The 14,487-nt window shown below is 39.3% G+C and carries 11 protein-coding genes; 3 read left to right on the top strand and 8 right to left on the bottom strand.

All coding sequences use genetic code 11. The features are described 5' to 3' along the window. Positions 1 to 58: 58 nt before the first annotated feature. From EJF25_RS04815 to EJF25_RS04825, 3 genes are all read left to right on the top strand, one after another. Positions 59 to 2,350, top strand: coding sequence for an NADP-dependent malic enzyme (locus tag EJF25_RS04815; protein ID WP_125040270.1), 2,292 nt, complete (start codon positions 59 to 61; stop codon positions 2,348 to 2,350). After that, a complete protein-coding gene (locus EJF25_RS04820; protein ID WP_125040271.1) occupies positions 2,347 to 2,523 on the top strand; it encodes a hypothetical protein in 177 nt (58 codons plus the stop codon). Before EJF25_RS04815 ends, EJF25_RS04820 begins: the two co-directional genes overlap by 4 nt. Positions 2,524 to 2,686: 163 nt before the next feature. Then, positions 2,687 to 4,021, top strand: coding sequence for an NADP-specific glutamate dehydrogenase (locus EJF25_RS04825; protein ID WP_025075175.1), 1,335 nt, complete (start codon positions 2,687 to 2,689; stop codon positions 4,019 to 4,021). Between the two features lie 86 nt (positions 4,022 to 4,107). Here the strand turns inward: EJF25_RS04825 and EJF25_RS04830 are convergent, their stop codons facing one another. The 8 genes from EJF25_RS04830 to EJF25_RS04865 all read right to left on the bottom strand — a co-directional run bounded on the left by EJF25_RS04830 (position 4,108) and on the right by EJF25_RS04865 (position 14,445). Then, positions 4,108 to 4,989, bottom strand: coding sequence for a M48 family metallopeptidase (locus tag EJF25_RS04830; RefSeq protein ID WP_125040272.1), 882 nt, complete (start codon positions 4,987 to 4,989; stop codon positions 4,108 to 4,110). A 418-nt stretch (positions 4,990 to 5,407) separates the two neighbouring features. Beyond that, complete coding sequence (locus tag EJF25_RS04835; RefSeq protein WP_125040273.1) at positions 5,408 to 6,082, bottom strand: DUF4493 domain-containing protein; 675 nt, start codon at positions 6,080 to 6,082, stop codon at positions 5,408 to 5,410. 2 nt (positions 6,083 to 6,084) lie between these two features. Beyond that, on the bottom strand, positions 6,085 to 8,238 hold the full coding sequence (locus tag EJF25_RS04840) for a DUF4493 domain-containing protein (RefSeq protein WP_235016721.1): 2,154 nt from the start codon (positions 8,236 to 8,238) through the stop codon (positions 6,085 to 6,087). Further along, the gene (locus EJF25_RS04845; RefSeq protein WP_235016722.1) at positions 8,231 to 9,844 is read right to left on the bottom strand and encodes a PCMD domain-containing protein; all 1,614 of its coding nucleotides are present in this window, start codon (positions 9,842 to 9,844) and stop codon (positions 8,231 to 8,233) included. The genes EJF25_RS04840 and EJF25_RS04845 overlap by 8 nt, the downstream gene beginning before the upstream one ends. A 17-nt stretch (positions 9,845 to 9,861) precedes the next feature. Further along, positions 9,862 to 10,593, bottom strand: coding sequence for a hypothetical protein (locus tag EJF25_RS04850; RefSeq protein WP_125040275.1), 732 nt, complete (start codon positions 10,591 to 10,593; stop codon positions 9,862 to 9,864). Between the two features lie 8 nt (positions 10,594 to 10,601). After that, entirely contained in the window at positions 10,602 to 12,272 is a 1,671-nt protein-coding gene (locus EJF25_RS04855; protein WP_125040276.1) for a DUF4493 domain-containing protein, read from the bottom strand. Positions 12,273 to 12,289: 17 nt separating this feature from the next. Beyond that, entirely contained in the window at positions 12,290 to 13,609 is a 1,320-nt protein-coding gene (locus EJF25_RS04860) for a DUF4493 domain-containing protein (RefSeq protein WP_125040277.1), read from the bottom strand. Positions 13,610 to 13,620: 11 nt separating this feature from the next. Then, complete coding sequence (locus EJF25_RS04865; protein ID WP_125040278.1) at positions 13,621 to 14,445, bottom strand: DUF4493 domain-containing protein; 825 nt, start codon at positions 14,443 to 14,445, stop codon at positions 13,621 to 13,623. Positions 14,446 to 14,487: the final 42 nt, after the last annotated feature.

The raw sequence follows: 14,487 nt of genomic DNA on the forward strand, positions 1-14,487 counted from the left end.
CCAAACTTTTATTCCTACATTTGCAGCCAATTGATAATTTACAAAAAATACAACTAGTATGGCTAAGATAACCAAAGAAGCCGCTCTGCTCTATCATTCACAAGGCAAGCCCGGCAAGATTGAGGTAGTTCCTACCAAACCTTATAGTACACAGACAGACTTATCACTCGCTTATTCTCCCGGCGTGGCAGAACCATGCCTCGAAATAGAGAAGAATCCACAAGATGCTTACAAATATACAGCCAAAGGAAATCTGGTAGCCGTAATCTCTAACGGTACAGCAGTACTTGGTTTAGGTAATATAGGTGCTCTTAGCGGTAAACCCGTAATGGAAGGTAAAGGTTTACTTTTCAAAATTTATGCAGGAATTGATGTATTCGATATTGAAGTAGACGAAAAAGACCCGGATAAATTTATCGAAGCTGTTAAAGCAATTGCTCCCACTTTCGGTGGTATCAATCTGGAAGATATAAAAGCTCCGGAATGTTTTGAAATCGAACGCCGTCTGAAAGAGGAACTCGATATTCCCGTCATGCACGATGACCAACATGGAACTGCCATCATCTCCAGTGCAGGATTGGTAAATGCACTGCAAGTGGCCGGCAAAAACATTGCAGACGTAAAAATCGTAGTGAACGGTGCCGGGGCCTCTGCTGTCTCCTGTACTAAATTATATGTATCTCTGGGTGCACGTCTGGAAAACATCGTGATGTTGGATAGCAAAGGAGTCATCAGTAAAGCACGTACTGACCTGAACGAACAAAAGAGATATTTTGCAACGGACCGTACTGACATTCATACTTTGGAAGAAGCCATTAAAGGTGCTGACGTATTCCTCGGCTTGTCAAAAGGAAATGTGCTAAATCAGGATATGGTACGTAGTATGGCTCCCATGCCGATCGTATTTGCATTAGCGAATCCGACACCAGAAATCTCTTACGAAGACGCCATGGCTGCCCGCCCAGACGTATTGATGGCAACCGGACGTTCCGACTATCCGAACCAGATTAATAATGTAATCGGATTCCCTTATATTTTCCGCGGTGCATTGGATACACACGCCAAAGCAATCAATGAAGAAATGAAGATTGCAGCTGTACACGCTATTGCTAATTTGGCAAAACAACCTGTACCTGATGTGGTAAATGCAGCATATCATGTAAACAATTTCTCGTTCGGCCCTGAATATTTTATTCCGAAACCGGTAGACCCACGCCTCATCACAGAAGTTTCCTGTGCCGTAGCCAAAGCTGCCATGGAAAGTGGAGTAGCACGTATAGAAATCGAGGACTGGGACGCTTATCGTGTCCATCTCCGCGAATTGATGGGATATGAATCAGAATTAACCCGTCAATTGCACGACACAGCTCGCCGTAATCCACAACGCGTTGTATTTGCCGAAGGTGGCCATCCCAATATGCTGAAAGCTGCAGTCGAAGCCAAATCCGAAGGCATCTGTCATCCTATATTATTAGGTAATGACGAAGTGATCGCCAAAATGGCTCAGCAATTAGACCTTAGCTTGGAAGGTATTGAAATCGTAAATCTCCGCCATCCGAACGAATTGGAACGTCGTGAACGCTACGCTCGTATTCTAACAGAAAAACGTGCTCGCGAAGGTTTTACTTATGAAGAAGCCAATGACAAAATGTTCGAACGCAACTACTTCGGAATGATGATGGTTGAAACTGGTGATGCAGATGCTTTTATCACCGGAATTTATACCAAATACAGTAACACCATCAAGGTAGCAAAAGAGGTTATTGGTATCCAGCCCGGATTCAAACACTTCGGTACGATGCATATCCTCAACTCAAAGAAAGGTACTTTCTTCCTTGCCGATACGCTAATCAACCGTCACCCAGACACAGAAACTCTGACTGATATAGCCAAACTTGCTGACAAAACAGTACGTTTTTTCAATCATATCCCTGTTATGGCTATGCTCTCTTATTCCAATTTTGGAGCTGATACCTCAGGTAGTCCTGTAAAAGTGCACGAAGCAATCAACTCTATGCAGAAGGAATTTCCTGATCTTGCCATTGATGGTGAAATGCAAGTAAACTTTGCTCTCAATCGTGAACTTCGTGACGCTAAATATCCGTTTACACGTCTGAAAGGTAAAGATGTAAATACGCTGGTTTTCCCTAACCTGAGTTCGGCAAACATAGGTTACAAATTGCTTCAGGCAATGGATCCCGATACAGAATTTATTGGTCCTATCCAAATGGGATTGAACAAGCCGATTCACTTCACCGACTTCGAAAGTTCTGTTCGTGATATCGTTAACATTACTGCCGTAGCAGTGATTGATGCTATCGTTGAAAAGAAGAAAAAAGGAAATCAATGAGAAAACCATTATCCAAATCACAAATAGTTTGCGTCAGCCTACTTTGGCTGGCGCTTTGCTATTTGGTTCTAACAAAAGCCGAACGTATTGACGGAATGACAGTAGTAATGCTTATCATTTCGGCAGCATTAGTCTTTATTCCTGTCTATAAGTCTATCAAAAAGAACAAATAATATCTTTTTTCCCATTTTTTATGCGATAAAATATCAAATTTGATATTTTATCGCATTTTTCTTTATAAAATGTTTGCTAGTTTAATTTTTATCTTTACTTTTGCAACCGCATTAGAGAAATAGATAATCGAATTTATAACAACCAATAAAAGACAAAAAGATTATGAATGCAGCTAAGGTATTAGACGATTTGAAAAGACGGTTTCCCAATGAACCGGAGTATCATCAGGCAGTAGAAGAAGTTCTTTCAACTATTGAAGAAGAATACAACAAACATCCTGAGTTCGACAAAGCAAACTTGATTGAACGTTTGTGTATTCCTGATAGAGTATTCCAGTTCCGCGTAACTTGGGTAGATGATAAAGGCAACGTGCAGACTAACATGGGTTACCGTGTTCAGCACAACAACGCGATTGGCCCGTACAAAGGCGGTATCCGTTTCCACTCATCTGTAAACCTTTCAATTCTGAAATTCCTTGCTTTTGAGCAGACATTCAAAAACTCACTGACGACATTGCCAATGGGTGGTGGTAAAGGTGGTTCCGACTTCTCTCCACGTGGAAAATCAAACGCTGAAGTAATGCGTTTCGTACAAGCATTCATGCTGGAATTGTGGCGCCACATTGGTCCTGAGACTGACGTTCCCGCCGGTGATATCGGTGTTGGTGGTCGTGAAGTAGGTTTCATGTTCGGTATGTACAAGAAATTAGCTCACGAATTTACCGGAACATTTACAGGTAAAGGCCGCGAATTCGGTGGTTCATTGATTCGTCCGGAAGCTACTGGTTACGGTAACATCTATTTCTTGATGGAAATGCTGAAAACTAAGGGTATGGATTTGAAAGGCAAAACTTGTCTGGTATCCGGTTCTGGTAACGTTGCTCAATACACAGTAGAAAAAGTACTCGAATTGGGTGGTAAGGTTGTTACCATGTCCGACTCTGACGGCTATATCTACGATCCGGAAGGTATCGACCGCGAAAAGCTGGATTACATCATGGAACTTAAAAACCTGTATCGTGGACGTATTCGCGAATATGCTGAAAAATATGGTTGCAAATATGTAGAAGGAGCTCGTCCTTGGGGAGAAAAAGCTGATATCGCTCTTCCTTCTGCAACTCAGAACGAAATCAACGGCGATGACGCTAAGAAGTTGATTGCTAACGGTGTGATAGCTGTTTCTGAAGGTGCAAACATGCCTTCTACTCCTGAGGCTATCCGTATATTCCAGGAAGCTCAAATCCTTTACGCTCCGGGTAAAGCTGCAAATGCCGGTGGTGTATCAGTATCTGGTCTGGAAATGACTCAGAACTCTATCAAACTGAGTTGGAGCTCTGAAGAGGTAGATGAAAAACTGAAGAGCATCATGAAGAATATCCACGCTGCTTGTGTTCAGTATGGTACTGAAGCTAACGGATATGTAAACTATGTGAAGGGTGCCAACGTAGCTGGATTCATGAAGGTTGCAAAAGCAATGATGGCACAAGGTATTTTATAATCAGCCACAATACAATTATTAGTAAGCTATAGTTAATAAATCCCCGTTCTTTCTTTTTTAGGGAAGACGGGGATTCTTTATATCTCTTATTTCGTTACTTTCTCAAAGCGATAGGGTTGTTTATCGGAAGATTTTCCAGAAGTCTGCTTTAGCGACTGTCCCGGCAGTTGCGTTTGTCCCGGTTGGTAATATTTCATTGCCTCTGGTATTAATTTCTTTATATTGTTGATACGGGACACATCCGAAGGGTGAGTACTCATAAACTCCGGTATTTTTTGTGCTCCCGCTGAAGCCATACGTTGCCAAAAAACTATAGCTGCTTCCGGATTGTATCCTGCCATTGCAGCAAACACCAACCCCAGATGGTCAGCCTCACTTTCATTTTTACGGGAATAAGGCAACATCACTCCATATTGTGCTCCCAATCCGTAAACCTGTTGTGCTAAAGCTTGTGTAGCAGTAGATTTGTTGGAAAGCACTCCATTTAATATTTGCCCGCCATAAGAAGCCACCATTTGCTGGCTCAGCCGTTCAGCAGAATGTTTGGCTACAGCATGGCCAACTTCATGCCCCAAGACAATGGCAAGTCCTTCTTCTGTTTGGGTATAAGGTAAAATACCCTCATTAACCACAATCTTTCCACCCGGCATACAAAAAGCATTCGGTTCTTTATCTTGCACCAGATGAAACTCCCAGGCAAAATTCTGAATCTGATCAGCCATACCGTTATTACGCAGATATGTCTCTACCGCATTGGCTATTCGCTTACCTACCCGGACAACCATCGCAGTATTTGCCACATTTGTAGAGGCTTTCGCAGTTTTCATATAATCCTGAAAACTTGAATTACTCAAGCTCATGACTTCAGAATCAGAGACCAGTAGCAGTTGTTTACGTCCTGTCAAAGCAACGCTACTGCATCCGGATAATAACAAAAGCATAGAAACAGCAACAATTCCTTTTTTCATAATTATATTATTATAGTAATACCCTTTTTTCATTAAACAAAAATAGCACTTTTATAATAATGAACAATCAGGAATTTATTTTGATTTAATAGATCCAAAATATTTAGTTCACTTCGGAAACCTTAAGTCTCTGGATATAAAATGATAATCAATTAGAAAAAAGAAGTGCAATAGTTGGTCAAGAGATATTCCGGTAATTGCAAACCTAAATAAAACAGTTAATTATTACAGATATACAACTATTGACAAAGCAACATATTAGAATTAAATGGACCAACTGTTTTTCTAAGAATTCGGAAGTATAAAAAAACAGTGTCAACAAAGAATAATTTCACTTACTTTGCTAACACTGTTTAGATTACAACAAATCTTTATTTTTCTATAATCTGTATTTCTTTTACTCCTGTAATAATCAAATTCAATTAGACAAATCCAGATGAATGGAGTAATTCTTAGCCGAAACAATGTCCACTATTTCTTTTGTTAAAGTCATTTCTTCTTCATCTGCATTGTAAGCCGTTACAGTATATTTTAGTTTTCCGTCAGAAGGAATAGCAAAATAATAATACGGAGACGAAGTATCTATATCTGCAATAACAATCGAACGTCCAGTCACAGAAGCTATAGTAACAGATAAATTATGAAAATTCACCTTAAATTCATCTGATACATTAACACAAACTCCTACATTAACTTGTGGAACAACCAAAGAAATGCTAGTTATATCCCCTTCCCTTACTTCAAAGGAAGAAATTGTTTCATAAACAGGTACACCTATTTGACCATTAACCGCTTCCGATTGATCTGGAGTAAAAGTTTTTAATGTATACTCCCCTACTGGAAGCACAATACGTTTCGATAAATCTTCTCCAGGAGCATAATCCTTTACGATTTCTCCCCCTTGACAGATCTGTAACTGAAGAGATGTATCCACGGCACGAACCAAAGGATGAACCTCTTCATCGCAACTCAAGAAAAGGTTCGAAATAGAAAAATATCCAAAAGACTTATTGGTATAATGTTGCTCTTCACTACAAGATACAAAAGAAAAACTTACCAATAAGAAGATTATAATAATATAAATCTGTTTCATATTTATTTATCGTAATGCAATTCAAAAGAATCGAGCCAAAATTGGCTACCTCTGATATAATAGTTAGAATAAAAACTTCCACTTCCTTCCTTAGTAAACTTATCTTCCAAATGATCCTTATCTTCTTTCGTTCCTGCTTTAAATATTATTCTCAAATGAGAGATAGGTAAACGTTCCTGAGTCGGATCATAATCAAAAGACAGACTTTCTGTTTGATAAGAAGAATAAGCAATGCCGGATTTCAGAAAGGCTTTTCCTATCACTACAACCTTACCATCAGTTATATTCTCCAAATAAGCCTCTACCTGATATTCATCTCCATTGTAGGGAGAGGCTTTATATACAAAAGATAGACTGGTAGGACGGATATATGCCGCTTTACCATAAACGGAATCTTCAGAAGCGCTATATTCTCCCACACAAACAATACCAGCTGAAATGTTATTTATGATACTTCCACTTTTGTTCCCAAAACTACAAGAGTTTCCGGCTCCCCACCCTATTGTCATCATGTGTGCTACCGTACTTCCATTATCAGAAATAGGAAGAGTACTCGATTTTGAAACATAAAAAGCATTCACACCGTTAGTATGACAAGTCAATGGATTTCTGGTTCCAATCCATCCGCCCTGAAATGTATAAAGCGGATTTTTACTTTTAGGATTGGTAGTATCATACCCATCATCCAAAGAAGCATTGGGTATAGTAAGAGCCTCATATGTCCTTACCTCTGTAACACCACTAGTTAATTCATCACGATACAAAGCCCGTACATAGTATGTTGTTCCGGGAGCAAGTCCCTCTTTACGCAAATCTGAAAGCAAAGGAATCCATGAATTACCATCTGTGCTAAATTGATATTGAACGTCAGTTACAATTTTATCAATATTTCCTGTTTTTATATCGGTTGCCATAAGTGGATTAGCCGTTAATTCTTTAGTCCAGATATTGCCCGGATAGACTGATACTGCAAACTCAGGTTTTAAAGTCCTTATTGTATACGTTTTTTCTTCACTCCATCTTCCGTTGGCCTTTACCTTTACACCAATTAGGTTATTTACATCGCCTTCATTCTTTGCCAGTAAGTTAGCAGTCATTGCAGATAAATCCAATACACCCTCTACCACATTCAAAGTTGGCAAAATAATATTCACAGCTTCCAATGAAGTACGTTCGTCTATTGTAAGCGTAGACAATAAGTACGTTTTATTCAGTGAAGAAAGCTTCTCATCTTCAAAATTCAAAGTAAACTCAACATCTTCTACCGGACGCACAGCTTTATAGGCAATTTTAGCTGTAGTTGCATCAGCCGTTTCTACATATGTCAATGCATTAGAATCATCAAATCCGATTGCTTCTACTTTAGGCTTTGGTAACCACTCTTGGGGGACAGTTTCATTCACCGTAACCGTTTCAATAGAGGTTTCAATCTGTAAATCAAAAATCACACCTGTCATATTGGATGTATCTATATTGAGTGTATACACATAGTTTTTACCTTTCTGCGCCGGCATGATTACAGCAAAATTTTTGCTATACCCTTTATTATTCTCTATCCACGTTCCTTTCAAATAAAGTTCAACCGTGGAACCTGCCCTGAAATAAGGGTTCTCTATATCACCCGGATGCCAAACCACAGATTGGTCACCTACCACTAATTCTATATAATAATCCTTCAAAACCTTCTCAAGTTTATCCTGATTTCCAAATTTGAAAGAAGCTAAAGAATTGCCAACAAAACAAGGAATCGTCAATTCCTTCGTCTTACCGGATTCTATATCAAACGCAATCGTTTTCGACGTATAATAAGGAGCATCCAATGCAAGTTCCGGATTTGTCCCATACGAAGCTACCACTTCATACTGCCCCGCCACAAACAAATGAGGTGCAGAAACGTTAAAAGCAGAAAGAGTATTATCAAAAACAACTTTATCTTTCTCGAGATTTTGCATCTTAATAATAAATTGCCCTGCCGTCTCAACTGATAAATCCGGTAAAGAACGAACTTTTAGAGCTGCTTCTCCATCCGTTAGAGTAATAGACAGATTTCCGCTTTCAGAAATCAATTCCTCCCTCTGACATGAAATCACGAAAAACAAAATGACTAAACAACTTATATGTAAAGCTTTGATCCTCATTCTTATTCTTCTATTCATATAACAATTCAAATTCATCTACATAAAGAGTACTGCCGTGCCCAACTTGCCCAACGACTTTAGCTCCTTCAAATTCTCCACCGTAACGACTGGATGTAGCTACAATAGTCATGGCAGCAGGACGAGCATTCAAATTCTTATAATCAATATCAATTGTAAATTTAGTATATGATGTTACTTCTACCGAACCAACAAACTCCCCATAAGCAAATTCATTGCCCGCAGTATCCCATAATTTTATATATATATGGCATTGGTCTTTGGTCAAAGTACCCGGAATGCTTCCTCCATTATTTATCGGTTCAGGCTTATACTTATAATATCCCGTCATCTTTGTGGGACGCGCACCCGTATAAGGCCGTCCAAAAGTGACACTGGCAGAAGGTTTCATCATATTCGTTTTATACTTCCCAATAAATAAATTACCTGCCGCAGCACCAACTAACGTAACTCCGGTAATACTACGTAAACGGGCCGCTTTTCCTTTGTAAGCGTCACTTCCTTCTACCGGAACCGTAATAGGATCATTGCCACCAGCCAAAGAAGAAGTAACACCCTCATTTCCCGTAGCCCAATAGGCTCCGGCAGCTTCATAATCATCAGCAATCGAATTTGCAAACCAGTTCTTTCCACTCTGTATCCAAGTATCGAAGTTTAGATTGGGAACCACTGTTATCTTCTCTGTAGTAAAAGATCCTACACTGCCGGCAACACCATCTACTAAAATGCGCCACTGATAAACCGTACCGTCCTCCAAACCTGCAATCGTTGCTTTAAAGGAAGTAGCACTTAACATATTTACAGCAGATGCGTCTAACTGACTCCAACTGCTATCCAACGCTTTCTTATATTCAATGGTAGGCGTACTCCCAGCTTTCACTCCACCGCTCACAATTGCTTTTTTCGCCCAGATCTCCACCTCTCCAACAGAAGAAGTAGTCTCAGTTTGGACAACATCCACAGTCCACAGACCAAGATATTTTTCTCCGCGATAAACAGCAAACTGTTGCGGACGGCTGAAATCCTTCACACCGCTTGGGTCAGGCACTAATCTCCCATTGCGTCCTCCTAATTCCAATGCGTTAATCTTCACATCTTTCAGCGATTGAGAAGCTGACACATAGATCAAGACAATATGGTTCAGTTCATCTATAACTGGCTGTCCTACCTGATTTTCTACATTTATAGTACGGTTAATCACTTGATTGACCGTAACAGTCCACGGATAATCCTGATAAGTACGTAATAGAATCTTAACCGGATTTGTGAAGTTTATCTTTGTATTGGCATTACTGGGCAAATCACTCAAAGAGGTAAAACTAAAATCAGGAAACTGCTTGGCAGAAGCGCAAACAGCTTCATCCGGAAGAATTTTTGCTTCAGAATTAGCCACCAACTTTGTGACTTTCAATTCTTCCAGTTCCACCAACTCGTCCACAGTAAGTACAACGGTACGTTTGGTTGCATCAATCTTTGTATCCTCGGTCTGCCCTTCTATTTCAAACTCTTGAATTTCACCTGGAATATAGGGATAAGGAATATCATTTTCAATACAAGCTCCCAATAGAAAAGCCAGTAAACCGATGCCCAAAATATATATTCTCATTTTTTTCCTCATTTGAATTAAAGATAAAAACACATTCCGATATTCAGCGAAAATATATCAATCTTAAAATTCGCAGAACTACTCCTGCGATATCCACTCTCTACCTGATTGGTTTTCTGGTTTATCCATTTAAAATCAAGTCCAACAAGACCGATGGAAACTTCTACTGCTATATTATTTGTTACAAAAGCTGTTAATCCGGGGGCAGAGCCCAACTGCAAGCGATGTATATACTGATATGTACCTGTCAGATCATTCTCTACTCCGGAAGTGTTTTTCCCTTGTCCGTAACCATATGACAAACGAAGTTCATTGAAGAAGCCGAAAATTTTGCTGTTTCCCAACCCCATATAGGTACGCAGAAATCCGGAAGCATAGACAGTATGTTCCAAATATTTATAATCTTTTATATCAAAGGTAAGATCGTCTCCCAGATCCAAATCGAGATTGCCGATGTCAATGTAAGAGCGTGAATAATTGAGTCGTGCTCCTGCCGCCATATTATCAGCAAAGAAATATCCGGCATACGGACTGACTTTGAAATTATATCCGCTTGCTTTGACATTATCCAGAACTAAGAACTTGTAATTGTCATTTGTTTGCTCAGAATAGGAAAAGGAGCAGCCACCCATCCAAGTGCCTTTAGGAACAAAAAGAGAGGATTTTATTTTACGGTCAAATCCCCGTTGTGCGCAGACGGTTGCCACGCACAATAGGGAAATGAAAAAGATGACATATCTTTTCTTCATTCAGTTAATTATTTATAGTATGACAACTCAAACTCATCTATCCAGAGTGTACTACCATTTCCAACCTGCCCTACAACAGCAGAGCCGCTAAAATCTCCACCATAATGACTTGACGTTGCAACAATTGTAATCGTTGCCGGTTTTGCCGTCATATCCGTATAGGTAATATCAAAAGAAAATCTCGTATAAGATGTAACTGTCTCTGTTCCGACAAACTCTCCAAAACCAATCTGGTTACCGGAAGCATCCCACAGTTTTACATAAATATTGCATTCATCGGTAGTCAATGTACCCGGCTTAGAACCTTCGTTAATAGGCTGCGGACTATACTTATAATATCCTGAAAGTGAAACAGGACGAGCTCCAGTATAAGGACGGCCGAACGTAACACTGGCAGAAGGATTAGACATATTCGTTTTATAACTTCCGATAAATAAATTACCAGCAGCAGATTTTACTAAAGTAACCCCTGTTATCGTTCTCAATTTGGCGGCTTTACCCGAATAAGCATCATCTCCTTCTACAGAAACAGTGATTGGATCTTTAGAACCTGCCAAGATAGAAGTAACACCGGTATTGCCCGTAGCCCAATATGAGTCACTTGCATCTGCGTTTGCAAAATAGTTCTTTCCACTTTGCGACCAGGTATCAAAGTTTAAATTCGGTATTTCCTGATACACCTCGGTAGTGAACATATCGGTAGCTCCTACCTTTGTACCACAAGCAAGGCGATAAACATAGCTCGTTCCGAATTCCAATTCTTCAGTTTTCGCGCTATATACTCCGTTCTCTACTGTTGTACTTACACTTTTCCAAACTCCTTCTGATGATTTTTTATACTGAAAAACAATAGGTTCAGTTTCTCCGGTCAAAGTGGAAGCCCCATACATATAAGCAAACTTACCAAATGCGTTTGAGCCTGTCACCTTTAAATTCGGATCGGCATCAGATGTCATAGGAACAGTTATATTTACCTCATACTCATGAGTCGTTTCATCTACTGTAAAATTAAAGCTACCATTACCTTCATTAGTAACATCGTACTTAACCTTATAATAATAACGTTTTTCAGCCTTTTCTGTTATTACTTTATTAAAAGTAAAGGAATTTCCATCGGTATTTGTCACTTTCAAAACAGCATTCAAAGATTTCCCAGTACGACAATAAGCAGGACGTGTTTCCTGAGATGTAAAATCTATGCTTCCATATTCATTGGAAACCACACAGTCATACGAAGAGAAAGCATTTTTAAAGTTTTGTGAATAGCTGACAGCTACCATGCTTTGAACCATAGAACAAACAATTTCCACCGAGCGAGAAATGTCTTTCTCTATCTTCACAAGTGTTTCACCGAGATAATAGGGCGCAACCTCAAATCCTTGCTGCGTGGAATCCTTATCCATTGAATATGCTCGCAAAAAATAATTGCCTACAGGAAGCAACAGACTTTCACTTTGTAATAGCGTCCAGTCATCTACGTGCTTCACTACTGTTCCCTCTTGCAAAATGTCCAGTCCCATCTTCTCTACAGCTCTTGCCTGTGGTATTACATTTTTATCTAATCCCACAGAAGAAACCTGAAGATAACCGTAACCATCACTCGAAGAAGTCTCATCCTGACAAGCTATCATAATAGCTAACAAGCACAAAGTAAATGTGCTAAAAATAAATCGTCTCATTATGATTATAGTTTAGGTTATTCTTGCGCTGTTACATTCACTTTCAAATCACCTTGGATATCCGAATTGATACCATCAGATACAGTAATAGTAAAAGTATTCTCACTTGCACCGTACAATCCCAATAAGGACATAAAAGAAGTAACATCAAACGAATAACTTGTTTTATCCTTGATAGGGTCATTAGCATCGATTAATCCTATTCCTTCCTGTGTCTCCAAAGACCCGGACAATACTCCCTGTAAATCACCCGGATTGGCCAAATCGAATTCACCACCTAAGCCAAAACCTTCTAAAGTCTCCATAAAGCCCTCGTTATCAGAATTAATCTTTACCAACAGCTTTTTAATTCCATTAGGAACCGAGAAATCAACTTTTACAGTAGGAACATCTTCTGACAAAGCTACAAATGAATAAGTTTTATCTAAGCCGACAACATTCATTTCTCCTTTATTTGTATCTCCTCCTTCTGAACCTCCTCCGGGATTAAATACAATATTTTCCGTTGGAATCTCCACAGTCGTTCCGGTCTCAGTCCAAGTTAAATCAACGGTAATCCCCAGATTTATCTTCGTCACAGGATCAATGACTGGATTATCTCCCGGATTGATTGTCACTTTAAACGAGTCCCCGTTTTCCAACTTGCTACTATTTTCAGAGTTCTCCGGTTTAGTAATTGTATAAGACTGTGCAATATCCGTACCATCTGTAGAAGTAGTCGCTTTCACACTCATCAATATGCTAGATGCATTTTCCGGTACATTAAAATAGATTTTCTTACCCACGTTCTCCTTCTTAAAAACGTAGTTGCCCGTACCGCCGTTCGTGATGGTGATCGTATAATCATCTTTGAAGTTTTCTTCGAAACTCTTAGCCAGAATCAGATTCACCTCCACACAACTTAAACGACAAGTCGTATTAACCGTTGTTGTCTTTCCCGGCAATATCTGAAAATCAGTCTGTCCTTTAAAATACGGACGTTCCGAAGCACCTACATTTTCACCATTATAATTGTAAGCCCTCACACGATACTTCCCGGCAGTCAGCTTCACTGAACCTCCCTCTGCTCTTAAATCGCCATAGGAAGTCTCTTTTACCACACCGTCAGTAGATGCATTAACAATTTGAACCGTATAATTTTCCACATTCACTTCCTCATCAGGAAAAGCTCCACGAGAAATTACGATATTAGAATAGTCCTGAGCCAATAAATCCAGACTTACTAACCCTTCATTATCATTCAATGCATTTTTCCCTTTCAATTCATCGCGCATTTCACAAGCGCTCAATCCAATCACGAGACTAATTCCCGTCAATATATAGGTAATTTGTTTCATGCTGCAATCTTTTAATTATTAACAGTGGTATCCTCGCCCGGCATAAACTCATCCGGTAGAGTAACATCTATATTCTCCTCTTGCACTCCATTATCTATTGTTACAGTGATACCACTGATTTTTCCACCCTCAATATCTATCAATTTAGGTTTTACTGTAATAGTCAGAAAATCACGTGGTTTGATGGTCACAGTCTGAGCACCGAAATTAGCAGGCGTAACGGTAATACCATTTTTATCCTTCAAAGCAAAAGTCAAAGAAAGATTTTCGTTACCGACTGCCTTCAAAAACAAATCTTTATCTACATCAGCCTGCGACATCTCAAAAGCTTCCGTCAGATATTGGGTTTTCAATCCCACCGTACAATCAGAATAGAATGTATAGAAGTCATCAGAATATTTCAGATTCACTTTAACATTTGCCGGAGTACAAGCAAAAGAAACAGTTTTATTATCTCCTTTCACTACTGTAATGGTTTGTGCACCTTCCATATACAGCTTATCATATCCGGCATTTACGTTTTCACCATAATACGCACGTACTGTATAAGTACCGGGAGTCACTTCCTGAGTCAATTCCATTTCGGAATAAAGTTTTGACTGAAGAACATTTCCCGAAGCGTCTTTCAACTCCACCGTATAATTTGCTACATTTTTATACGGGGTCAGATCCATAGCTCGTGCCTTACTCCCTTTTGAAGCATATGACACGTCAGAATTTAAGTCAATCATCATTTTTCCCTTTGCTGCTGAAGCATCGTTCCCCTCACTACTTTCACAAGCGATAAAAAACAAAGAAGAGAAAAACGTGAAGCATAAAATAAAACTTTTCTTCATAATAATCTCTCATTATTTAATATAAAGTTATACACTATATAA

The sequence above is a fragment of the Bacteroides faecalis genome, assembly GCF_003865075.1.
In the GTDB taxonomy this organism is placed as follows: domain Bacteria; phylum Bacteroidota; class Bacteroidia; order Bacteroidales; family Bacteroidaceae; genus Bacteroides; species Bacteroides faecalis.

Bases quoted from the DNA above. Each gene is read 5' to 3' on its own strand.
- EJF25_RS04840 (WP_235016721.1), bottom strand. From the start codon at position 8,238: ATGAATAGAAGAATAAGAATGAGGATCAAAGCTTTACATATAAGTTGT.
- EJF25_RS04815 (WP_125040270.1), top strand. From the start codon at position 59: ATGGCTAAGATAACCAAAGAAGCCGCTCTGCTCTATCATTCACAAGGC.
- EJF25_RS04820 (WP_125040271.1), top strand. From the start codon at position 2,347: ATGAGAAAACCATTATCCAAATCACAAATAGTTTGCGTCAGCCTACTT.
- EJF25_RS04860 (WP_125040277.1), bottom strand. From the start codon at position 13,609: ATGAAACAAATTACCTATATATTGACGGGAATTAGTCTCGTGATTGGA.
- EJF25_RS04830 (WP_125040272.1), bottom strand. From the start codon at position 4,989: ATGAAAAAAGGAATTGTTGCTGTTTCTATGCTTTTGTTATTATCCGGA.
- EJF25_RS04855 (WP_125040276.1), bottom strand. From the start codon at position 12,272: ATGAGACGATTTATTTTTAGCACATTTACTTTGTGCTTGTTAGCTATT.
- EJF25_RS04850 (WP_125040275.1), bottom strand. From the start codon at position 10,593: ATGAAGAAAAGATATGTCATCTTTTTCATTTCCCTATTGTGCGTGGCA.
- EJF25_RS04845 (WP_235016722.1), bottom strand. From the start codon at position 9,844: ATGAGAATATATATTTTGGGCATCGGTTTACTGGCTTTTCTATTGGGA.
- EJF25_RS04825 (WP_025075175.1), top strand. From the start codon at position 2,687: ATGAATGCAGCTAAGGTATTAGACGATTTGAAAAGACGGTTTCCCAAT.
- EJF25_RS04835 (WP_125040273.1), bottom strand. From the start codon at position 6,082: ATGAAACAGATTTATATTATTATAATCTTCTTATTGGTAAGTTTTTCT.
- EJF25_RS04865 (WP_125040278.1), bottom strand. From the start codon at position 14,445: ATGAAGAAAAGTTTTATTTTATGCTTCACGTTTTTCTCTTCTTTGTTT.